This window comes from Nocardia tenerifensis NBRC 101015, from assembly GCF_000308715.1.
GTDB lineage: Bacteria > Actinomycetota > Actinomycetes > Mycobacteriales > Mycobacteriaceae > Nocardia > Nocardia tenerifensis.
Genome location: NZ_BAGH01000031.1, coordinates 13,970 through 35,577, shown reverse-complemented (window position 1 = coordinate 35,577; position 21,608 = coordinate 13,970). Strand labels below are relative to the sequence as shown.

The 21,608-nt window shown below is 69.1% G+C and carries 22 protein-coding genes and 1 pseudogene; 14 read left to right on the top strand and 9 right to left on the bottom strand.

Translation table 11 applies throughout. The features are described 5' to 3' along the window. The 5 genes from ON39_RS02600 to ON39_RS02580 all read left to right on the top strand — a co-directional run. Window positions 1-617 (top strand): acyl-CoA dehydrogenase family protein (locus ON39_RS02600; RefSeq protein ID WP_040730386.1); only part of this gene is annotated, 617 nt, incomplete at its 5' end. Further along, window positions 614-1,654 (top strand): acyl-CoA dehydrogenase family protein, encoded by a 1,041-nt coding sequence (locus ON39_RS02595; protein ID WP_040730385.1) that lies wholly within the window; start codon window positions 614-616, stop codon window positions 1,652-1,654. The genes ON39_RS02600 and ON39_RS02595, both read left to right, overlap by 4 nt. 118 nt (window positions 1,655-1,772) lie before the next feature. Continuing rightward, window positions 1,773-2,231 (top strand): MarR family winged helix-turn-helix transcriptional regulator, encoded by a 459-nt coding sequence (locus ON39_RS02590; RefSeq protein ID WP_040730383.1) that lies wholly within the window; start codon window positions 1,773-1,775, stop codon window positions 2,229-2,231. Then, complete coding sequence (locus ON39_RS02585; protein WP_040730381.1) at window positions 2,228-3,475, top strand: MFS transporter; 1,248 nt, start codon at window positions 2,228-2,230, stop codon at window positions 3,473-3,475. Before ON39_RS02590 ends, ON39_RS02585 begins: the two co-directional genes overlap by 4 nt. A 147-nt stretch (window positions 3,476-3,622) precedes the next feature. After that, complete coding sequence (locus ON39_RS02580; protein ID WP_040730379.1) at window positions 3,623-4,375, top strand: DUF427 domain-containing protein; 753 nt, start codon at window positions 3,623-3,625, stop codon at window positions 4,373-4,375. Here the strand turns inward: ON39_RS02580 and ON39_RS02575 are convergent. After that, on the bottom strand, window positions 4,368-5,219 hold the full coding sequence (locus ON39_RS02575) for a phosphotransferase family protein (protein WP_040730377.1): 852 nt from the start codon (window positions 5,217-5,219) through the stop codon (window positions 4,368-4,370). The genes ON39_RS02580 and ON39_RS02575 overlap by 8 nt on opposite strands. Window positions 5,220-5,229: 10 nt before the next feature. Beyond that, entirely contained in the window at window positions 5,230-6,501 is a 1,272-nt protein-coding gene (locus ON39_RS02570) for an FAD-dependent monooxygenase (RefSeq protein ID WP_040730375.1), read from the bottom strand. Window positions 6,502-6,569: 68 nt separating this feature from the next. Between ON39_RS02570 and ON39_RS02565 the strand changes: the two genes are divergently transcribed. Further along, on the top strand, window positions 6,570-7,139 hold the full coding sequence (locus ON39_RS02565; protein WP_040730373.1) for a TetR/AcrR family transcriptional regulator C-terminal domain-containing protein: 570 nt from the start codon (window positions 6,570-6,572) through the stop codon (window positions 7,137-7,139). Between the two features lie 8 nt (window positions 7,140-7,147). Here the strand turns inward: ON39_RS02565 and ON39_RS02560 are convergent, their stop codons facing one another. Further along, the gene (locus ON39_RS02560) at window positions 7,148-8,065 is read right to left on the bottom strand and encodes an AraC family transcriptional regulator (protein WP_040730371.1); all 918 of its coding nucleotides are present in this window, start codon (window positions 8,063-8,065) and stop codon (window positions 7,148-7,150) included. Between the two features lie 110 nt (window positions 8,066-8,175). On the opposite strand from ON39_RS02560, the gene ON39_RS02555 reads away from it, so the two are divergent. After that, window positions 8,176-8,586, top strand: a complete 411-nt coding sequence (locus ON39_RS02555) for a cupin domain-containing protein (RefSeq protein ID WP_040730370.1) — start codon at window positions 8,176-8,178, stop codon at window positions 8,584-8,586. 5 nt (window positions 8,587-8,591) lie between these two features. Here ON39_RS02555 and ON39_RS02550 read toward each other — a convergent pair whose 3' ends face one another. Then, on the bottom strand, window positions 8,592-8,921 hold the full coding sequence (locus tag ON39_RS02550) for a hypothetical protein (RefSeq protein ID WP_040730368.1): 330 nt from the start codon (window positions 8,919-8,921) through the stop codon (window positions 8,592-8,594). After that, window positions 8,921-10,150, bottom strand: a complete 1,230-nt coding sequence (locus tag ON39_RS02545) for a 3-ketosteroid-9-alpha-monooxygenase, oxygenase component (RefSeq protein ID WP_040730367.1) — start codon at window positions 10,148-10,150, stop codon at window positions 8,921-8,923. Before ON39_RS02545 ends, ON39_RS02550 begins: the two co-directional genes overlap by 1 nt. A gap of 197 nt (window positions 10,151-10,347) precedes the next feature. Here ON39_RS02545 and hsaA point away from each other — a divergent pair, with 197 nt between their 5' ends. From hsaA to ON39_RS02520, 5 genes and pseudogenes are all read left to right on the top strand, one after another. Then, on the top strand, window positions 10,348-11,511 hold the full coding sequence (gene hsaA / locus ON39_RS02540) for a 3-hydroxy-9,10-secoandrosta-1,3,5(10)-triene-9,17-dione monooxygenase oxygenase subunit (RefSeq protein WP_040730365.1): 1,164 nt from the start codon (window positions 10,348-10,350) through the stop codon (window positions 11,509-11,511). A 10-nt stretch (window positions 11,512-11,521) separates the two neighbouring features. Further along, window positions 11,522-12,399, top strand: a pseudogene (hsaD, locus tag ON39_RS02535) (4,5:9,10-diseco-3-hydroxy-5,9,17-trioxoandrosta-1(10),2-diene-4-oate hydrolase). Continuing rightward, on the top strand, window positions 12,399-13,304 hold the full coding sequence (hsaC, locus tag ON39_RS02530; RefSeq protein WP_040730364.1) for an iron-dependent extradiol dioxygenase HsaC: 906 nt from the start codon (window positions 12,399-12,401) through the stop codon (window positions 13,302-13,304). Before hsaD ends, hsaC begins: the two are co-directional and overlap by 1 nt. 62 nt (window positions 13,305-13,366) lie before the next feature. Continuing rightward, a complete protein-coding gene (gene hsaB, locus ON39_RS02525; protein WP_040730362.1) occupies window positions 13,367-13,933 on the top strand; it encodes a 3-hydroxy-9,10-secoandrosta-1,3,5(10)-triene-9,17-dione monooxygenase reductase subunit in 567 nt (188 codons plus the stop codon). 41 nt (window positions 13,934-13,974) lie between these two features. Beyond that, window positions 13,975-14,319, top strand: coding sequence for a DUF433 domain-containing protein (locus tag ON39_RS02520; RefSeq protein WP_083894206.1), 345 nt, complete (start codon window positions 13,975-13,977; stop codon window positions 14,317-14,319). Between the two features lie 111 nt (window positions 14,320-14,430). Here the strand turns inward: ON39_RS02520 and dmpG are convergent, their stop codons facing one another. From dmpG to ON39_RS02500, 4 genes are read right to left on the bottom strand one after another with little or no spacing between them, the layout of a single operon-like run. Then, window positions 14,431-15,468, bottom strand: a complete 1,038-nt coding sequence (gene dmpG / locus ON39_RS02515) for a 4-hydroxy-2-oxovalerate aldolase (protein WP_040730359.1) — start codon at window positions 15,466-15,468, stop codon at window positions 14,431-14,433. An 11-nt stretch (window positions 15,469-15,479) separates the two neighbouring features. Beyond that, window positions 15,480-16,391, bottom strand: a complete 912-nt coding sequence (locus ON39_RS02510) for an acetaldehyde dehydrogenase (acetylating) (RefSeq protein ID WP_040730399.1) — start codon at window positions 16,389-16,391, stop codon at window positions 15,480-15,482. Window positions 16,392-16,421: 30 nt separating this feature from the next. Beyond that, on the bottom strand, window positions 16,422-17,207 hold the full coding sequence (locus tag ON39_RS02505; protein WP_040730358.1) for a 2-keto-4-pentenoate hydratase: 786 nt from the start codon (window positions 17,205-17,207) through the stop codon (window positions 16,422-16,424). A 1-nt stretch (window position 17,208) separates the two neighbouring features. Next, window positions 17,209-18,852: an FAD-binding protein gene (locus tag ON39_RS02500; RefSeq protein ID WP_040730396.1), complete on the bottom strand. Its 1,644-nt coding sequence runs from the start codon at window positions 18,850-18,852 to the stop codon at window positions 17,209-17,211. Between the two features lie 104 nt (window positions 18,853-18,956). Between ON39_RS02500 and kstD the strand changes: the two genes are divergently transcribed. After that, entirely contained in the window at window positions 18,957-20,672 is a 1,716-nt protein-coding gene (gene kstD, locus ON39_RS02495; protein WP_051186225.1) for a 3-oxosteroid 1-dehydrogenase, read from the top strand. Next, complete coding sequence (gene chsH3, locus ON39_RS02490; RefSeq protein WP_040730357.1) at window positions 20,672-21,538, top strand: enoyl-CoA hydratase ChsH3; 867 nt, start codon at window positions 20,672-20,674, stop codon at window positions 21,536-21,538. The genes kstD and chsH3 overlap by 1 nt, the downstream gene beginning before the upstream one ends. The last annotated feature ends 70 nt before the right edge of the window (window positions 21,539-21,608 follow it).

The following is a 21,608-nucleotide window of genomic DNA, read 5'->3' as shown; positions in this document are numbered from 1 at the left end:
TCGACGCCGACAGCGCGGAGGTCGTGCTGATCGCCGACGGTGCCCGGCTGCATACCGCGCAGCGGGCCGGACTGGTCCGCTCGGTCGATCCGGCGCGCCGGCTGTTCGCCGTCTCCGCCGACGAGGCGGTGGCCGAGGGCCCGGAGGTGGCCGCCGCCGTCGCCACCGCGTTGGACACCGGCGCGCTGGCCTGCGCGGCCCAGCTGCTCGGCGCGGGTCGCGCGCTGCTGGACGCCACCACCGGATACGCCAAGCAGCGCAAGCAGTTCGGCAAGCCGATCGGCGAGTTCCAGGCCGTGAAGCAGAAGCTCGCCGACGTGCTGATCGGGCTCGATCTGGCCGAGCCGCTGCTCTATCGCGCCGCGCTCACCATGGGCGAACCGACGCGCGGGCGCGATGTCTCGGCCGCCGTGGTCGCCTGCGGCGACGCGGCCTACCGGGCGGCGCGGGCCGCGCTGCAGGTGCACGGGGCGATCGGCTACACCGCCGAGTATGACCTGTCGCTCTGGCTCACCAAGGTCACCGCGCTTCGCTCCGCCTGGGGCACAGCGGATTTCCATCGCGCACGGATCGCGGCCGCGCTCCGCGACGAGGCCGATTCGCGGGGGACGGCATGACGAGCACCGAACATCAGGAGTTCACCGCGTCGGTGCGCGCGCTGCTCGCCAAGCACGCCGGGTCGGCCGCGGTGCGAGCGGCGATGGACACCGAGCTCGGCTACGACCCGGCGCTGTGGCGGCGGCTGTGCGAGCAGATCGGGGTGGCGGCCTTGGCCATTCCCGAGGAATACGGCGGCGTGGGCGCGAGCCTGGTCGAATCCCTGCTCGTGGTGCGCGAATTGGGCCGCACCCTGGCCGGGGTGCCGATGCTCGGCTCCGCGGTGCTCGGCACGCAGGCCGTGCTGCTGTCGGGCGACGCGCAGGTGTGCGCGCGATTGCTGCCCGAGGTCGCCGAGGGGACGCGCACGCTCGCGGTCTGCTGGGCCGACGAAAGCGGCTGGGACGAGCCTGGAGTCGAGGAAGACGGCGGAAAGCTCACCGGCACGGCGCATTACGTGATCGATGGGCACACCGCCGACACCCTGATCGTGATCACCTCGACCGGCTTCTTCGAGATCGCTTCCGCCGCAACCGGTGTCGCGCGACGCGTCGTGCCGACCATGGACCCGACGCGCAAGCTGTCCGAGATCACCTTCACGGCGGCCGAGGCCACTCGCCTCGGCGACCCCGCGCCGACCCGCCTGCGCGAGATCGCCTGGGCCGCGGTCGCCGCCGAACAGGTCGGCGCCGCCGCGCGCTGCCTGGAGATGACCGTCGACTACACCAAGTCCCGGGTCCAGTTCGGCCGCCCGATCGGCAGCTTCCAGGCCCTCAAGCACCGCATGGCCGATATGTACGTCCTGCTGGAGTCGGCGGAGTCCGCCTCGGTCGCCGCCACCCTCGCGGTCGCCGAAGACGCCGCCACCGCCGCCGAGGACGTCTGGGTCGCGCGCCGCCACTGCACCGAGGCCCTGAGCACGATCGTCGCCGAGACCGTCCAGTTGCACGGCGGCATAGCCATCACCTGGGAGCACGACGCGCACCTGTTCTTCAAACGCGCCCACGGGAACGCCCACCTCTTCGGCACACCCCGCCGACCCGTGGCCGCCTCGTAAAACGCCAGGTCAAGCCCCGGCGCGGCCGACCGTGCCGGGGCTTTGCCGTGTCCGTGATCGAGTTCACGGGACATATATAGTTAGCTTATGTAATAATAAATGAGTGCAGCAGGCTCAGGTGAACACAGCGGATGACATCGTCGTCGATCTACTCGTGACCGCGGGCCGGCTCACTCGGCTGGCCGGGGTGGTCAGCGGCGACGATCTGCCGCGCGCGGTGCTGCGGGCACTGGCGGTGCTCGACGAACACGGCGCCGTGCGGGTCAGTGAGTTCGCCAGAATCGACCGCTGTTCCCAGCCGGCGGCAACGACGCTGATCGGCAGGCTGGTCGCGGATGGCTTCGCGACCAGGCGCAAGGACACGGCCGACTCCAGGGCCGTCGTCGTGGAGCTCACCCCGGCCGGACGCAACCGGCTCACCCAGGCGCGGCAGGCGTTCGCCGCCGCGCTCACCACGCGGCTGGACGGCTTCGACGTCGAACGCCTGGCCCGCATGGATACCGATCTGAACGAACTGCTGGAGGCCCTGAAAACGGCTGTACCACAGCACCATCCGATATCGAGGGAACATCGATGAGCATTTCGGCTCCTGATCGCGCCGTCGGCGCGGACCCCACCGCGACACACCGCCAACCCAAAGCCGTCTGGGCGGTCGCGTTCGCGAGCGTGATCGCCTTCATGGGAATCGGCCTGGTAGATCCGATCCTCAAACCGATCGGCGAACAACTGCACGCCTCGCCGTCGCAGGTCTCGCTGCTGTTCACCAGCTACATGCTGGTGACCGGCGTGGCCATGTTGATCACGGGCGTGGTTTCGAGCCGATTCGGTGCGAAGAAAACTCTGGTGGCTGGCCTTTCCATCATCATCGTGTTCGCGGCGCTAGCGGGGTTGTCCGACACCGTCACCCAGATCGTCGGGTTCCGCGCGGGCTGGGGCCTGGGCAACGCCCTGTTCATCGCCACCGCGCTGGCCACCATCGTCGGCGCGGCCAGCGGCGGCGTCGCCCGCGCGATCATCCTCTACGAGGCCGCGCTCGGCATCGGCATCGCGACCGGCCCGCTGCTCGGCGGCGTGCTGGGCGGAATCAGCTGGCGCGGGCCGTTTTTCGGCGTCTCGGTGCTGATGGCGGTCGCGTTGATCAGCATCGTCGTGCTGCTGCCCGACGGCCCGAAGCCGACGCACCACACCTCCATCGCCGCCCCCTTCCTGGCGCTGCGCCACCGCGGCCTGCTGACCGTCAGCCTCACCGCGCTGCTCTACAACTTCGGCTTCTTCACGCTGCTCGCCTACACGCCGTTCCCGCTGGACATGGGCACCTACGCGATCGGCTTCATCTTCTGCGGCTGGGGCGTGCTGCTCGCGCTGGCCTCGGTGTTCCTGGCGCCGCGGCTGCAGCGACGGTTCGGTTCGCTGCCGATGATGGGTCTGTCGCTCGCGCTGTTCGCCGCGGACCTCGCGGTGATGGCGGCGTTCGCCGAGCACAAGCCGGTGCTGATCGTCGGCACCGTGCTGGCCGGCCTGTTCCTCGGCGTGAACAACACCCTGATCACCGAGGCCGTGATGATCTCGGCGCCGGTCGAGCGGTCGACCGCCTCCGCGGCCTACAGCTTCGTCCGCTTCGCCGGCGGCGCGGCCGCGCCGTACCTCGCGGGCAAGCTCGGCGAGCACAGCATCGCGCTGCCGTTCTGGGTCGGCGCCGCGTGCACCGCGGGCGCGGTGGTGGTGCTGCTCGCCGGACGCGCAGCACTCGCGCACATCGACGAGCACGATCCGGCGCCGCACAGCGTCGCCGAGGCGGAGGCGATCACCGTCGGCGACTGAAACCGGCCGCGTGCAGCCGCTTGGACCACATCGGTTCAGGCGGCTGTCGGCGTGCCGGGCGCATGGCGCGGTCGTACCGGGCGTTCGGGCGTTCAGGCGCAGTCGTACCGGGCGCTCAGGCACGCGGCGGGAGTACCGTCGGATGGCATGGGCGATGCGCAGCGAGGCCGGGTACGGATCGAGACCAGCCAGAAGCGAGTGCGGGTGTTTCTCGGTGGACACGTGGTCGCCGACACCGCGCGGCCGGTCCTGGTGTGGGAGGGTCCGCACTACCCCACCTATTACCTTCGGGCCGAGGATCTTCGGGCGAAACTCGAGCCGACCGGGAACACCCACCACTCCCCCAGCCGCGGCGACGCGACGGAGTATGACGTGGTCGTCGACGGCACTACGGCGTCCGCGGCCGCGCTGCGCTACCACGACTCGCCGCTGACCGAGCTGAACGAGCTGGTGCGGCTCGAGTGGAACAAGATGGACGAGTGGTTCGAGGAGGACGAACCGGTGTACGTCCATCCCCGCGACCCCTACTCGCGGGTCGATATTCTCGCCAGCTCCCGGCACGTGCGCGTCGAGATCGGCGGCGTGACCGTCGCGGACTCGCACTCCCCGCGCATTCTCTTCGAAACCGGGCTCCCCGCAAGGTATTACCTGCCGATGACCGACGTGCGCATGGACCTGCTGCACCCGTCGGACACCCACACCAGCTGCCCCTACAAGGGCACCGCCGACTACTGGAATGTGCGGATCGGCGACGACGAATACCGGGACTACGTGTGGGGCTACCGCACGCCGCTGCCGGAGAGCCAGAAGGTCGCGGGACTGGTCTGCTTCTACAACGAGAAGGTCGACGTCTATCTCGACGGGGAGTTGCAGGACCGGCCGCGCACGCCGTTCAGCTGAGGTAGCCGGCCAGGCCGTCGGCGAGTGCCTCGGCGTCGCCGTCGCGATGGGCCGCGAGCGCCTGCTGAAGCGCGAAAGTTCCTTGGATGACTGATATTCGGACGGCGAGGTCATCGTCCGGCGGGCCGAGTGCCAGCATTTCGCGCAGCACGTCGGAGCCGTAACCCGCGCCGAGCGCGGCGTAGTCCTCGGCGGGATCGCCGAGGCAGACACCGTCCCAGTCTACGACCCCGCGCAAGACGAACAGCCCATCGACGTTGTCCCACAACAGGTTTTCGCCGCCGAGATCGCCGTGTACGACGGCCCCGGTGAGATGCGGCAGGGAGTCGAGCGCGGCGAGTTCCCGCTCTGCCCGCTCCCGGCCGTCGGCGTTCATCAGCGGGTACAGCTCGGCGCGAACACCGTCGGCGAACTCGCGCCATCGATCGACGGAAGCTGCTGGGATGTCGATCTGCCCTGCACTTCCAGCGGCGGCCAGCTGGTCGAGTAGGTCACGGCATTGCCGTGCAACGGTTTTCGCGACGACAGGGTCGCGTAACGACTCCTCGTCCAGTGGCGCGCCCGCGACCTTCGTCATCACCAGACAGGGCGGAGCTTCCTCCACCGAGAGGCACTCCGGCACGGCCACTCCGAGCTCGAGTCGTGCCAGCGCGCGAAGCCCATCCGCCCGCGCCGAAAGCCGTTGCGCGGCAGCCGCGGTCCGCGCGAACGCGATCACCCGCTCCGAACCGACCACCACAGAGTGGAACTGCCCCTCGCGCACCGACAGCTCCGACAGCCGATCCTCCGGCAACAACCGCGTGAGCAGTTCCGAATTCGCCTCGATAAACCCCGTCGCATCCACCTCTCAACTACTACGCGCCCGAGGTCGATCGTGACGCGCCGTCGAGTTCCGGGTAGTCCGGAAGAGGCCAGCCGCCGCCACGGTCCTCCTTGGACAACTTCGCGACCAGCTCGGGAATGCGCAGGGAGCAGGCCAGCGCGGTCAGGGAGTGGAACGCGTCGATGCCGAGCTGAGTCTTCGGCATGCCGAGGCGCAGCAGGCGCGGCCGCACGGTCGCCTGGATCTCGTCGGCGAACGGCCGCACCGTCGCGTCGTAGTTCGCCAACGCCGTCGCCGGATCGTCGGCGTGCCGATTGATCTCTCCGGCAAGGACATACGCGCCGACCAGCGCGCCGGAGACGCCCATGCCGCTGTACGGGGACGCGCAGTGCGCGGCATCGCCGACCAGCACGACGCGCCCCTTGGACCATGTCCGCGTGCGCACCTGCAACACCTCCTGCGAGTAGAAGCTCTCGGTCGTGCGCATGCCGTCGAGGAATCGCTCGGTCTGCCACCCCGCGTCGCGGAACCGCTCGGCCCAGAAGCGCTGCTGGCGTTCGAGCGGCTCCCGGTGGATCGCCGAGGCCTCCGCCGAGGTTTCCCGCAGCACGAAATACACCTGGGTCTCGGTGGGATTGTGGCTGCGCCGCATGATCATTCGGCCGCGGGTGGCGTGGTAGGTGTCACGGATATTGTCGTCGGAGGCGATGCGCGGAACGAACCAGTAGGCCATGTGGATGCCCACCGGCCAGTACGGGTCCGCGGAGCCGTACGGCAGGATGGCCCGCCGAATGCGCGATCCTTGACCGTCCGCCCCGATCAGCAGGTCGAATTCGTCGGAGGAGCCGTCCGCGAAGTGGGCGACGACCCGCTCGCCGTCCTGCTGGAAGCGCTCGACGCTCGTGCCGTACACGTAGTCGACGTCGCCCTTCGTCGCGTCGTGGAGGACGCGGACCAGGTCACCGCGCATGATCTCGTACTCCGAGGTCAAAGTTTGGCGGCCGCGGCCGGAGGTGTTGGCCATGATCGTCCCTCGCGCCGCGCCCTTGGCATTCACGAAGGAGACACCGGCCTCGTCCACCAGTTTCGCGCGGACGGCGTCGAGCAGGCCCATGCGCTCGACGGCCTCGATGCCCTGACCGCGGAGGTCGACCTGGGCACCCGTGGCGCGCAGCGCGGGGAAGCGTTCGACGACGACGATCCGGTGGCCGGCTCCGGCCAGCCAGAAGGCCAGCGCCTGGCCCGCGATGCCGCCGCCGCAGACGAGGATTTTCAGGGTGCGAGCTCCCGAGTCGATGGTCATGCCGCGGGTCCTTTCTATCGGTGATAGGTTCATTTCTCAGAGTTGCCTATCACTGATAAATTGTCAATATGGCCAAGCTGAACCGCGACACCGTCATCGCCGAGGCGCTGGACCTGCTCGACGAGGTCGGCTTGGACGCCGTCAGCACGCGGCAGCTGGCGAAGCGGCTCGGCGTCGAGCAACCGTCGCTCTACTACCACTTCCGCAACAAGGAGGAGTTGCTCGCCGCGATGGCCGAGGCCGCGATGGCGCCGCACTCGACGGCCCCGCTGCCGACACCCGCCGACGACTGGCGCGACTGGTTTCTCGAGAACACGCGCAGCTTCCGGCGGACCCTGCTGATGCGCCGCGACGGCGCGCGGCTGCACGCCGGAACCCGGCCCGGGGCGGCCGACCTGGACCGGCTCGTCCACAAGATGGCGTTCCTGATCGCGTCCGGCCTGCCGGAGCGGGACGCGCAGCTGGCGATGCTGACCGCGAGCCGCTTCACCGTCGGCGCCGTCCTGGAGGAACAGGCCGAGGCCGGCGCGGAGGCGGAGCCGGCGGCGAACACCCCGCGGATCGATCCGGAGTCGGCGTTCGAAGAGGGCCTGACGCTCATTCTCGACGGCTTGGCGCGCCGCGGCGAGCGCGCGTGAGCATTGTGTCAGACCGCGACGAGCGGCGGCTTGTCCTCCGCGCGACGGTATTGCCCTGGGGCGACGCCGTATTCGCGCTTGAAGGCCTTGGCGAAGGCGAATTCGGAGGTGTAGCCGACCCGCCGGGCGACCGCGCCGAGCGGGTCGTCGGTGTCGCGGAGCAGGCGCGCGGCGGTGAGCATGCGCCAGCGGGTCACGTAGGACAGGGGCGGCTCGCCGACCGTGGCGGTGAAGCGCCGCGCGAGGGTGGCGCGCGAGACGCCCGCGACGTCGCTGAGGTCGGGCACGGTCCACGGCCGCGCTGGTTCCTCGTGCACGGCGCGCAGTGCGGCGGCGACCGCGGGATCGGCGAAAGCGGCCGCCCACCCGGAGGATCGGTCGCTGGACTGTTCGGCGAGCCAGGCGCGCAGGATGAACAGCAGCATCGTCTCGAGCAGCGCCGGGACGGCGGCGTCGCTGCCGGGGTGCGGCTCGGCGATCTCCGCGGCGAGCAGGTCCACGGCGCCGCGCAGGGCGGGGTGGCGGCCGGGGCGGGCCGGGAGGTGGATGAACTCGGGCAGCTCGTCGAGCAGCGGATGACTGCGCTGCCTGCCCAATTCGTATGCACCGCAGAGCAATACGGTGCGCACCCCAGGACCGGGCAGTTCCCTCGGCTCTCCCGGTTTCGCCAGTTCGGTGACCGGACTGTCGAGGCTGTCGACCAGGTCGTGGTCCGCCCCGCGCGGCATGAACACCACATCGCCCACACCCAGCGCCATCGGCACGCTGCCCGGCGGCACCAGCCAGCACGAACCCTGGAGCACGACATGGAAACCCGCGCCGGGAACCACAGGATAGCTGCGACCCCACGGGGCGTGCCGGACGAACATGCCGGACGTCGGGCTGCCCGTGCGGATGGCGGCTATGGTCTCGCTGAGGACGTCCACCCACTCACCATAGCGCTCCCCTATGAGCGTTCAAGACATACCGCCGACCGATACGGTCACTGGACAACTCACCCAATGCCATAGCTTCTCGGATCGGGCATAGTCGTGTGATGACCGACAACCGACCCGCACTCGCGGCCGCGCTCGATCTCGCACCACATCCGGAGGGCGGCTGGTTCCGCGAAACCTGGCGCAGCGCCGTGGAATTCGAGCCGCCCGGCTACTCGGGCGCACGGGCCAGCGCCACCGCGATCTACTTCCTGCTGCTGCCGGGCGAGCGGTCCGCGCCGCACACGGTCCGCTCCGACGAGTTGTGGCTCTGGCAGCGCGGCGGCCCGCTGGTGCTCGACATCGGCGGCGAGGAGGTCGTCCTCGGCCCCGATGTCGAGCACGGTCAGGTGTTGCAGGCCGTGGTGCCCGGCGGCGTCAGCCAAGCCGCATGGCCCGTCGGCGACGAATACACGCTGGTGAGCTGCATCGTCTCCCCCGGCTTCGACTTCGCCGACTTCCACATGGACTGAGTCGGCTACTCCGGGACCTCGATCAGGCCCTCGTCCACCGCCCATTTGATGGTCTTCTCCAGCTGCGGGCAGGAGTCGGGGCGGCCGGGGCCTGCGCCGTTGCGGCTGAGCTCCGCGAAGACGGGGCAGTGCGTGTGCGGCGGCTGGGTCCACTGCACCGAGGTCTGGTGCGAACTGCTCTTGCGCACGAGCACCTGGCTCCGGCAGGCCTGACACCGCAGCGGTGTCAGGCCCTGCTCCAGGTAGCGCTCCTTGTCGACCACGGTCTGGGCGCGCACTTCGGCCTGCCGCGCCGGTTGGTCGGCGAAGTCGGGTGCTTTCGCCCAGGTCGCCATCAGACTCCGGCCTCCGCCTCTTCGGCCTCCGCCGCCTTGGCCGCGGCCTCGTCGGCCTCGCGCTTGCGGCGCAGGTTCTCCGCGACCTCGGCCTCCCACACCTCGTTCGCCTTGGTGGTGTCGACCTCGAACTCGAAGCGCTGGGTCATCTTCTCGGTGACGTCGGCGAGGTCGACGTAGAACTGGTCGTACCAGCGCCGCAGCTGATAGACCGGGCCGTCCTCCTCGCACAGCAGCGGATTCTCGACCTTGGACTTGTGCTTCCAGATCTCGACGTCCTGCAGGAAGCCGACGCTGATGCCCTCGGTCATCTTCTCGGCCAGCTTGTCCGCCATCTCACCCTCGACGCCCTGCGGCTTCTCCAGGGTGATGCCCCACTGCAGGACGAAGGAGTCCTGGGTGACCGGGTAGTGGCAGTTGATCAGGACGCTGCGCACCTCGTACCCGCTGTACATGTTGACCAGCGGATTGATCATGTAGGACGGCCCGAAGTACGAGGCCTCCGAGGACAGCGTGGTGTCGCCGCCGTACTTGGACGCCATGCCGATGTCCGGCCTGCCCTTGGTCTCCAGGAACTGCGTGGCGATGTGGCCCTCGAAGACGTTCTTGAAGTAGGTCGGGAACGCGAAGTGGATGTAGAAGAAGTGGGCCATGTCGACGACGTTGTCGATGATCTCGCGGCAGTTCGCGCCCTCGATCAGCATGGAGTTCCAGGTCCAGTCGGTCCAGCCGCTGTCGAGCTGCTCGCTCGGGTTGCCGTCCGCGTCGGTGTAAGGGCCCTTGATGTGCGGGATGGTCACCTCGGGTGGGGGCTGGCTGCCCTCGACGTCGTGCCAGACGAACAGTTGGCCGTTGCGCTCGAGCGTCGTCCACTTCCGGGTGCGCGCCAGCGGCGGCACTCGCTTCCCATACGGAATCGCGGTGCATTTGCCGCTCTCGCCGGACCAGCGCCAGTCGTGGAACGGGCAGGCGATGTCGTCACCCTTGACCTCGCCCATGCTGAGATCGCCACCCATGTGCCTGCAATAGGCGTCCAGCACGCGCAGCTCGTCGTTGGAATCGGCCCAGATCACGAGCTTGGTGCCGAACACATTGACCGCGTGCGGCTTACCGTCGCGGAACGACTTGGCCAGACCGAGGCAATGCCATCCCCTCGCATACCGGGTGGGCGCGGTGCCGACATCTAACTCCCGGACTTTCGCACCGCTCCCCTGTGGGGTAACTGCCATCGCGAATCCTCCTCCTCTGTACTAGAACACGTTACAAAAATGTGGCGTTCCACGCCAGCGATTCCGCCCACTTCCTGCGCATGTCCGTCTGAGACCCGCGATGGACACCGGTTCTCGACAGAAATAAGAACCTGTTCTAGTCTCAGAGGCAAATGAGTACCGGTTACCCAACTGACCAGGCAGGAGCAGGTCCCGAGATGACGCAAGAAGTGACCGAACGGGTCGACGCGCTGTTGCCGACCCTGCGCGAGCGCGCGCAGGAGGCCGAGGACCTGCGCCGCATCCCCGACGAATCCATGAAGGCGTTGCAGGAGACGGGGTTCTTCCGGCTGCTGCAGCCCAAGCAGTGGGGCGGCCACGCGGCCGACCCGGTCGTCTTCTACGACACGGTGCGCAAGCTGGCCGGCGCCTGCGGCTCCACCGGCTGGGTGGCCGGCATTGTCGGCGTGCACAATTGGCACCTGGCGCTGTTCGACCAGCAGGCGCAGGAGGACGTCTGGGGCGAGGACACCGAGGTGCGGATCTCCTCGTCGTACGCGCCGATGGGCGCGGGCGTGGTGGCCGAGGACGGGTACATCGTCAACGGCTCGTGGGCCTGGTCGTCGGGTTGCGACCACGCGACCTGGGCGGTCCTCGGCGGCCCGGTCATCAAGGACGGCAAGCCGGTCGACTTCGGCAGCTTCCTCATCCCGCGCGACGACTACCGCATCGACGATGTCTGGAACGTGGTCGGCCTGCGCGGCACCGGCTCCAATACCGTTGTGGTGAAAGATGTTTTCGTGCCGAGGCACCGGTTCCTCAGCTTCCGCAAGATGAACGAGCTGACGGCGCCCGGCCTGGCCCAGAACACCGACCCTGTGTACAAGATGCCGTGGGGCACAATCCATCCCACGACCATCTCGACGCCGATCGTCGGCATGGCCTACGGCGCCTACGCGGCGCACGTGGAGCACCAGGGCAAGCGGGTGCGCGCGGCCTACGCGGGCGAGAAGGCCAAGGACGATCCGTTCGCCAAGGTGCGCATCGCCGAGGCGTCCAGCGATATCGACGCGGCCTGGCGTCAGCTGTCCGGCAACGTCGCCGAGGAGTACGCGATTCTCGTCGCGGGCGGCGATGTCCCCTTCGACCTGCGGGTGCGGGCGCGGCGGGACCAGGTGCGCGCCACCGGCCGCTCGATCGCCGCCATCGACAAGCTCTTCGAGAGCTCGGGCGCCACCGCGCTGGCCAACGGCACTCCGCTGCAACGCTTCTGGCGCGACGCGCACGCCGGCCGGGTGCACGCGGCGAACGATCCCGAGCGGGCTTACCAGCTGTACGGCCAGCACGAGTTCGGGCTGCCCATCGCCGACGCGATGGTGTAAGGAGCAGGCTATGACCTCCACCGCGGAACTCACCGCCGAATCGACCTCCCGCTTCGCGCAGGTGCGGCCGGATCTGAAACTGCACTACCACGAGGCGGGCGTCGGCAACGGTCCGACGATCGTCCTGCTGCACGGCGGCGGGCCCGGCGCGTCCGCCTGGTCCAACTTCTCCCGCAATATCCCCGTGCTCGCCGAGCACTTCCACGTGCTGGCCGTGGACCAGCCCGGATACGGGAAGTCCGACAAGCCGACCGAGCATCCCCAGTACTTCGTGCACAGCGCGTCGGCGCTGAACGACCTGCTCGATCATCTGGAGATCACCTCGCGGGTGCACCTGCTGGGCAACTCGCTCGGCGGCGGCGCTACCGTGCGGTTCGCGCTGGACTACCCGGATCGGGCCGGGAAGCTGGTGCTGATGGGCCCCGGCGGGCTGAGCACCAACCTGTTCGCCCCCGACCCACCGAGGGGGTGAAGCTGCTCGGTAAGTTCACCTACCAGCCGACCAGGGAGAACATCGAGGCGTTCCTGCGGATCATGGTCTTCGATCAGTCGCTGGTCACCGAGGAGCTGATCGACGAACGATTCGCGGCGGCGAACACGCCGGAGTCGCTCGCCGCGGCCCGCTCGATGGGAAAGTCCTTCTCCGGACCGGACTTCGAGAAGGGCATGCTCTGGCGCGACGCCTACAAGCTGCGCCAGCCGGTGCTGCTGATCTGGGGCCGCGAGGACCGGGTCAACCCGCTCGACGGCGCGCTGGTCGCGACCAAGGTGATCCCGCGGGTTCAGCTGCACGTGTTCGGCGGCTGCGGACACTGGGCACAATTGGAGAAGTTCCACGAATTCAACCGGCTGACAATCGACTTCCTCGCCGGCGCCAAGGAGAAGTGATGGGGATACGTTCACTGGCCTACCTGCGCATCGAGGCGACCGACATGGCCGCCTGGCGCGAATACGGCCTCAAGGTGCTCGGCATGATCGAGGGCAAGGGCACGAATCCGGAGGCGCTGTACCTGCGGATGGATGAGTTCCCGGCCCGGCTGGTGATCACGCCCGGCGAGCAGGACCGGCTGCAGATCTCGGGGTGGGAGACCGCCAATGCCGAAGAGCTGCAAGACGTTCGGACCCGGCTCGAAGCCGCGGGCGTGCCCTACAAGGAGGGCACCGCGGCGGAGCTGGCCGATCGGCGGGTGTACGAGCTGATCCGCTTCGAGGATCCCTCCGGCAACACGCTCGAGGCGTTTCACGGTGCGGCACTGGAGCATCGGCGCGTGGTGAGCCCGTACGGGCACCGGTTCGTCACCGAGGAGCAGGGGCTCGGGCACGTGGTGCTCAGCACCAAGGACGACAAGGCCGCGCTGGAGTTCTACCGCGACGTGCTCGGCTTCCGGCTGCGCGACTCGATGCGGCTGCCGCCGCAGATGGTCGGGCGCCCCGCCGACGGCGAGCCGGCCTGGCTGCGGTTCTTCGGCTGCAACCCGCGCCACCACTCGCTGGCGTTCCTGCCCATGCCGACGCCGAGCGGCATCGTGCACCTGATGCTCGAGGTGGCCGACGCCGACGACGTCGGGCTGTGCCTGGATCGCGCGCTGCGCAAGAAGGTGCCGATGTCGGCGACGCTCGGCAGGCACGTCAACGACAAGATGCTCTCGTTCTACATGAAGACGCCGGGCGGGTTCGACGTCGAATTCGGCTGCGAGGGACTCGAAGTCGACGACAATGATTGGATAGCCCGCGAATCCACCGCCGTGAGCCTGTGGGGCCACGACTTCTCGGTCGGGCAGCGCCAGCAGTGAACGGCCAGGGGACGGCAGGCGGCGGAGCCGGCGGGGCGGGTGAACAGAGGGCGAGCGAAACGATGACCCATCCCGAGATCGACGCGCGGGCCTTCCGGAACGTGCTCGGCCAGTTCTGTACCGGCATCACCGTCATCACTACCTTCGACGATGCCGAGGCGCCGGTCGGTTTCGCCTGCCAGTCCTTCGCCGCCCTCTCCCTCGACCCGCCGCTGATCCTGTTCTGCCCCACCAAGACCTCGCGCTCCTGGGCTGCCATCGAGCAGTCCGGGCGCTTCTGCGTGAACGTCCTCGCCGAGGAGCAGCGCGAGCTCTGCGCCCGCTTCGGCTCCCGCGAACCCGACAAGTTCGCCGGCGCCTCCTGGCACGCCTCCCCCCGCGCCGTCCCCGTCCTCGACGACGCCCTCGCCACCATCGAGTGCACCGTGGACAGCGTCGTAGACGGCGGCGACCACTACATAGTCATCGGCCGAGTCCAAGCCCTCACCGAATCCACCACCACCGGCCGCCCCCTCCTCTTCTACCGCGGCCAATACACCGCCATAGAACCCGAGAAGACCACCCCCGCCCCCTGGCGAGCCGACCTAGACCACTTCCTCACCACAACCACCCTCGACACCTGGCTGTAAATCGCGGGCGACAGTGCCCGGTCCCCGCCTACAGTGGGCCGATGTCCCCGCTGGACCGAGTGACTGTCGACCCTGCCGTATGCGACGGCAAGCCAGTCATACGCGGCCTGCCGTTCCCGGTGGAGTCGCTACTGAACCTATTGGCAACCGGAATGACAGTCGATGAGGTTGTGGCAGACCATCCCGAACTCGGCACTGCCGACATCCTCGCCGCGCTGAAGTACGCCGCGACGACAATTCGGCACGGCTCAGCCGTCAACGAACCGCCGCCCCTTCGCGTACGGTACCGACTCACCGCTGAAGAGCTGATCGAGCGGCACCGAAATCTCCCCCGTGTAGACGCAATGGCCATGCGGCGCGAAGCCGACGAGTTCTTCGCCAGCTGACCGCATTACGCAGGGCATCCCAACCGTCACACCCATCGGCGAGAGTCATGTGGTCGCTGTCAGAGATCAACTGGCGACCATTCGGCTCTCGCCGATGTAGCGCGGTGCCGGTCAGGCGGGCGCTGCGGCCTGCTCGCGTTGGAGTTCGAGGGCTATGTCGATGAGTTGGTCTTCTTGGCCGCCTACTAGTTTGCGGTTGCCGGCTCGGACGAGCATTTCGGCGGCGGAGACGCCGTAGCGTTCGGCTTGGCGTTCGGCGTGCTTGAGGAAGCTGGAGTAGACGCCGGCGTAGCCCATCATGAGGGACTGGCGGTCGAGCAGGCATTCCTGGGGCATGGCGGGGCGGACGACGTCTTCGGCGGCGTCGGCGATGGCGTAGAAGTCGATGCCGGTCTTGATGTCGAGCTTGTCGCAGACGCCGACGAGCGCCTCGACGGGGGTGTTGCCCGCGCCCGCGCCGAAACGCCTTGCGCTGCCGTCGATCTGGGTGGCGCCGGCGCGGATGGCGTAGATGGAGTTGGCGACGGCGAGGTCGAGGTTCTCGTGGCCGTGGAAGCCGACCTGGGCGTCGTCGCCGAGCTCGGCGACGAGGGCGGCGACGCGGTCGGTGACCTGGTCGAGCACGAGCGCCCCGGCGGAGTCGACGACGTAGACGCACTGGCACCCCGCGTCGGCCATGATGCGCGCCTGCTTGGCCAGCACCTCCGGCGGCTGGGAGTGCGACATCATCAGGAAGCCGACGGTCTCCAGCCCGAGCTCGCGGGCCAGGCCGAAGTGCTGGATGGAGACGTCGGCCTCGGTGCAGTGGGTGGCGATGCGGCAGATCGAGGCGCCGTTGTCCTGGGAGATCTTGATGTCCTCCTTGACGCCGACGCCGGGCAGCATCAGGACCGCGATCTTGGCCTGCGTCGCGGTCTCCGCCGCGATCTTGATCAGCTCCTGCTCGGGGGTCTTGGAGAAGCCGTAGTTGAACGAGGACCCGCCGAGCCCGTCGCCGTGGGTGACCTCGATGACCGGCACCCGCGCACCGTCGAGGGCGGCGACGATGTCGCGGACCTCGGTGGCGGTGAACTGGTGGCGCTTGTGGTGGGATCCGTCGCGCAGCGAGGTGTCGGTGACGCGGATGTCGAGTTCTGCTGAGTAGGACATGTTTTCGCTCCTTACACCCGGGCCGAGCGGATCTGGCCGGCGATGACCTCGCCGACCTGGGTCGCGGCCGCGGTCATGATGTCGAGGTTGCCCGCGTAGGGCGGCAGGAAGTCGCCCGCGCCTTCGACCTCGACGAAGACCGAGACCTTCGCCATGCCACCGGCGATCACCGACGGCGGGTCGTACTGGGGCTCGTTCAACAGCCGGTAGCCGGGCACGTACTGCTGGATGTCGGCCACAATTCGATGGATGGACTCGGTGATGGCGTCGGTGTCGGCGTCGGCGGGGATGGCGCAGAAGATGGTGTCGCGCATGATCATCGGCGGCTCGGCCGGGTTCAGGATGATGATCGCCTTGCCGCGCTCCGCGCCGCCGATGGTCTCGACGCCGCGGCTGGTGGTCTTGGTGAACTCGTCGATATTGGCGCGCGTGCCGGGCCCGGCCGAGACCGAGGACACCGAGGCGACGATCTCCGCGTAGACGACCGGCACCACCCGGGACACGGCCGCGACGATCGGGATGGTGGCCTGCCCGCCGCAGGTGATCATGTTGACGTTCGGCGCGTCCAGATTCGCGCCGAGGTTCACCGGCGGCACCACGGCCGGGCCGACGGCGGCCGGGGTGAGGTCCACGGCGCGGATTCCGGCCTCGGCGTACTTCGGCGCGGCGGCGCGGTGCACGTAGGCCGAGGTCGCCTCGAAGATCAGCTCAGGCAGCTCGGACTGGCCGAGCAGCCAGTCGACGCCCTCGGCCGAGGTCTCCAGCCCCAGCCCGCGGGCCCGCTTCAGCCCCTCGCTGTCGGGGTCGATCCCGATCATCCACCGCGGCTCGATGGTCGTGGAGCGCAACAGTTTGTAGAGCAGATCGGTGCTGATATTGCCGGACCCGACGATCGCGGCGGTGACGGTCCCGTTGTCGGACACCACATGCCTCCTTGGGGGTGGTAGGTGAGCTCAGATGAATTGCAGACGGACAGAACCGAGTCCGGCGAACTCGGCGTGGAACTTGTCGCCGGGGCGCGCGTCGATGGCGCGGGTGCACGAGCCGGGCAGCACGATGTCGCCCGCCTTCAACCGCACCCCGAAGCTCGCGACCTTGCGGGCCAGCCAGGCCACCGCGATCACCGGGTCGCCGAGCACGGCGTCGCTGCGGCCCTCGGCGACCACCTCGCCGTTGCGGGTGAGCACCGCGTCGATCGCCTTGACGTCGATGTCCTTCGGCGCCACCCGCTGCGCGCCGAGCACGTAGCCGGCGGAGGACGCGTTGTCGGAGATGGTGTCGGCCAGGCCGATCTTCCAGTCCTTGATCCGCGAGTCGATCAGCTCGATGGCCGGGGCGAACGCGACCGTGGCGGCGAGCACGTCGTCCTCGGTGCAGTCCGCGCCGGGCAGGTCGGCGCCGAGCACGAAGCCGACCTCGACCTCGACCCGCGGGAACAGGTAGCGGTCCGCCTCGACCGGAACGTCTTCGTAGACTTCCATTTCCGCGAGCAGGTGACCGTAGTCGGGTTCGTCCACGCCCATCATCTGCTGCATGGCCTCGGACGAGAGGCCGACCTTGTGGCCCACGATCCGGGCGCCGGTGTCGAGCCTGCGCCGGATGTTGATCAGCTGAATCTCGTAGGCATCGACCACGTCGATGTCCGGATGCCGGGCGACCAGCGGGTCGATCGCCACCCGGTCCCGTTCGGCGAGCTCGAGCTCGTCGGCCAATTCGGTTCGTACCGCGTCGGACAGCACGCTAGTTCCCTTCCACTCTTGCTCGATCGTGCGCCCCGACCTGTTCGGAAAGCACCGCCTGTTCGCCCGCCGCCGACCGTCCGGCCCGGCGGCCGGAGAAGATGCAGTCCGACAGCGACAGGCCGCTGACGTAGGACTCCGAACAGATGCCGACGGCGGTCCTGCCCGCCGCGTACAGGCCCGGAATGTCTTGGCCATCAGTCGATTTCACCGCGCCGGTGTACTCGTCCACGACCACGCCGCCGAGGGTGAGCATCGGGCACGGATTGGCGAGGCTGGGCTTGATGCCCACGTCCAGCAGCCAGAACGGGCCGGTGCGCAGCGGCGTGGTGAACTCGGCGGGCTTGCCGACGGGGTCGGGGGCGCCGTCGGCGATCGCGGCATTGTGCGCGTCCACCGTCGCGCGCAGTCCGGCCGCGTCGATCCCGGCCTTCGCCGCGACGGCCGCGAGGGTCGCGCCGCGAACGGCGGTGCGCCGCATGGTCTCGAACTGACCGCGCTGGAACCAGGCGCCCTGCTTGCCGATCTGGCCGATCGCGGTCCGCATCAGCTCGTCGTCGGCGAGCAGCCAGCCCTTTCCGTCGTGTTCGGTGATGAGCGCGTGGCCGACCGCCGCGCCGTACCTGGTCTCGTCGATGACCCGACGGCCCGCGGCGTCGACCAGTATCGCACCGGTGAAAGCGCTGGGCGGCAACAGGAATCGCCACGCCGAGACGTTGCCCATCCGGGCGGTGGCCGCGCCGGCGCGCTGGGCGAGCAGGATGCCGCTGCCGTCGTCACCGGTGGTACCGAGCGCGAGGCCGCCGCGGTAGGCGGGCGCGTACTCGCGGACCATCGCGCGATTGGCGATGAAGCCGCCGGCGCTGAGCACCACGCCGCGCCGAGCGAGTACACGAATCGTCTTGCCGTACTGGCGATCCAGCCGCTCGAGGCGCTTCTCCAGCGCCGCGCGCAGCGGCGGGTAGTAGATGCCCGGCTTGGCCGCGATCTTGGCCATCCGCGTGTACCGATCGCGGACCCGGCCCGGCGCGTCCCGCAGTGTCGCGCATTCGACGCCGACCACCGTGCCCGCGTCGTCGACGATCAACCGGGTTGCCCGCGTGAGGGTTTCGACGCGGACGCCGAGCCGGGAGGCGGCGGCCGCGAGCGGGCCCGTCAGCTGCTTGCCGGAGGTACCCTTGCCCTTGACCCGATGCCCACGCTGCGCCGCCGGGATGTCCCGGAACGCGCCGGAGATCTCGCTGCCCGAGTAGTACAGGTAGTAGCTGTCGTTCGGGTACGAGGTCTTGTACGGGCACAGCGACGCCTCGAACGGAACGCCATGGCCCTTCAGCCACTCGATCATCGCCGGGCTGCCGTCCACGAACCGGCGCAGCGTCTCCGGCGACACGGCGTCGCCGACCTCGCGCTCCAGATACGCGAGCATCGCCTCGGGCGTGTCCTCGACCCCGGCCGCGCGCTGCACCGAGGTCCCGCCGCCGGCGTAGATGATGCCGCCGGACAACGCCGACGCCCCGCCGCCGGCGAATCGCTCCAGCGCGAGCACCTGCGCGCCGTCGGCCGCCGCCTCGAGCGCCGCGGCGGCGCCTGCCGCGCCGAACCCGACGACGACCACGTCGGCAACCAGGTCCCAATCGAACCCCATGTAGTTCACTCCGGTCTGAAACTGAAACGAGTTTCTCAGCAAACGGAAAGCCGAGTAAGTCTTCTGCCACACAACATAGACCAACGGCCGTCTCATTCTATAACGTGTTCTACATGATTGATCGGGAATACGATGTGGTGGTGGTCGGCAGCGGCGCCGCAGGCATGACCGCCGCCCTCACCGCCGCCCACCATGGGCTCAGCGTGGTGCTCATCGAGAAGGCCGCGCATTACGGCGGGTCCACCGCACGCTCCGGCGGTGGCGTCTGGATCCCCGGCAACAAGGCGCTGCGCGCGTCCGGCCGACCGGACGACCGGGAGGCGGCCCGCACCTACCTGCACAGCATCATCGGCGACGTGGTGCCGAAGGAGCGGATCGACACCTACATCGACCGGGGCGCGGAGGCCTTCGACTTCGTGCTCGACCACACCCCGCTGAAGATGAAGTGGGTGCCGGGCTACTCCGACTACTACCCGGAGGCGCCGGGCGGGCTCGGCGAGGGCCGCTCGTGTGAGCCCGCCCCGTTCAACGCGAAGGTGCTCGGCGCGGAACTGGCCAATCTCGAGCCGCCCTACGCCAAGGCGCCGCTGAACGTCGTCGTCATGCAGGCCGACTTCGTCCGGCTCAACCTGATCCGCAGGCATCCCAAGGGGATGGCGCGGGCCCTGCGGGTCGGCGCACGCACCTACCTGGCCAAGTTCACCGGCAAGCACATCGTCGGCATGGGCCAGGCGATCATCGCGGCCATGCGCAAGGGGCTGCTCGACGCGAATGTGCCGGTGCTGCTGAACACCCCGCTCACCGGTCTCGTGGTGGAGAACGGCGTGGTGACCGGGGTGGAGGCCGAGCACGAGGGCGAGCCGGTCACGGTCAAGGCGCGCTACGGCGTCGTGCTCGGCAGCGGCGGTTTCGAGCACAATGCCGAGCTGCGCACCAAGTATCAGCGTCAGCCCATCACCACCGAGTGGACCACCGGCGCGGCCGCCAACACCGGCGACGGCATCCTCGCGGGCATGGCGGCAGGCGGCGACGTCGGCTTCATGGAGGACGCCTGGTGGGGTCCGACCGTGTTCAAGGGCGGGCGGCCGTGGTTCGCGCTGGCCGAGCGGAATCTGCCGGGCACCATCATGGTCAACGCCGAGGGCAAGCGCTTCGGCAACGAGTCCGCGCCCTATGTCGAGGCCGTGCACACCATGTACGGGGGCAAGTACGGCCAGGGCGAGGGGCCCGGCGCGAACATCCCGGCCTGGCTGGTCTTCGACCAGCGCTACCGCAACCGCTACATCTTCGCCGGATTGCAACCGGGCCAGCGCTTTCCGTCGCGGTGGATGGAGAACGACAACATCGTCAAGGCCGACACCCTCGAGGAGCTGGCCACCCGGATCGGCGTGCCCGCCGAGAACCTCACCGCGACCGTCGCCCGCTTCAACACCTTCGCCGAGACCGGCAAGGACACCGACTTCGGCCGCGGCGACAGCCATTACGACCGGTACTACGGCGACCCGACGGTGAAGCCGAACCCGTGCCTGGCCGCGCTGGTGCAGGGCCCGTTCTATGCCGCCAAGATGGTGCCGGGCGACCTGGGCACCAAGGGCGGCTTGGTCGCCGATACCGCGGGCCGGGTGCTGCGCGAGGACGGCAGCCCGATCGAGGGGCTCTACGCCTCGGGCAACTGCTCGACCCCGGTGATGGGCCACACCTACGCGGGCCCCGGCGCCACCATCGGCCCCGCGCTCACCTTCGGCTACCTGGCCGTGCTCGATATCGTCGAGAAGAAGGCCGCCCAGCCGACCCGTCCGCTGCCGAGCAAGGAGGCCTGATGCCCATCGATCCGAAAGTCGCCCTGGGAGCGGAGCTTCCGAGCCGCGAGTTCAGCTGGACGCCCTCCGACGTGCAGCTGTACCAGCTCGGCCTCGGCGCGGGCACGCGGTGGACCGACCCGGCCGAGCTGCGCTACCTCGACGACCGGACACCGCAGGTGCTGCCGACCTTCGCGACCGTCGCGCCGACGCTGCACGAGACCGAGCCGCCGCGCGTCAGCTTCCCCGGCATCGACATCGACCTGGCCAAGGTGGTGCATGGGCATCAGGAGGTCGAGGTGCACCGCCCGATCCCGGCCGCTGGCAAGGCGACCAGCACGGGACGGATCACCGAGCTCTGGGACAAAGGCTCCGCGGCGGTGGTCGTGCAGGAGCAGACCGTCACGGGCTCCGACGGCGAGCCGCTGTGGACCGCGCGCTCCTCGATCTTCGCCCGCGGCGAGGGCGGCTTCGGCGGCGAGCGCGGGCCGAGCACCAAGACCGAGCTGCCCGAGCGTGCACCGGATTTCGACGTGACCACGCCGACCCTGCCGCAGCAGGCACTGCTCTACCGCATGTGCGGCGACCGCAATCCGTTGCACTCGGACCCCGAATTCGCCACCGCCGCCGGGTTTCCCGCCCCTATCCTGCACGGGCTGTGCACGTACGGCATCGTCTGCAAGACGGCCACCGACACCGTGCTCGGCTCGGATGCCGGGCGGGTCACCGGGTTTCGCGCCCGCTTCGCCGGGGTGCTGTACCCCGGCGAGACGATTCGTACCCGCATCTGGCGGCAGGGCGACGAGTTGACCATCGCCGCGACGGTGGTCGAGCGCGAGGACGCACCCGTCCTCGGCGATGTGACGCTGCGGTTCCGGTCGGCCTGACGTTCCCCCCTCGAACGTCACTTCTCGCGTCCGCCGTCGGTCGATCGGATTCGCGATGCCGGGCCGTGGC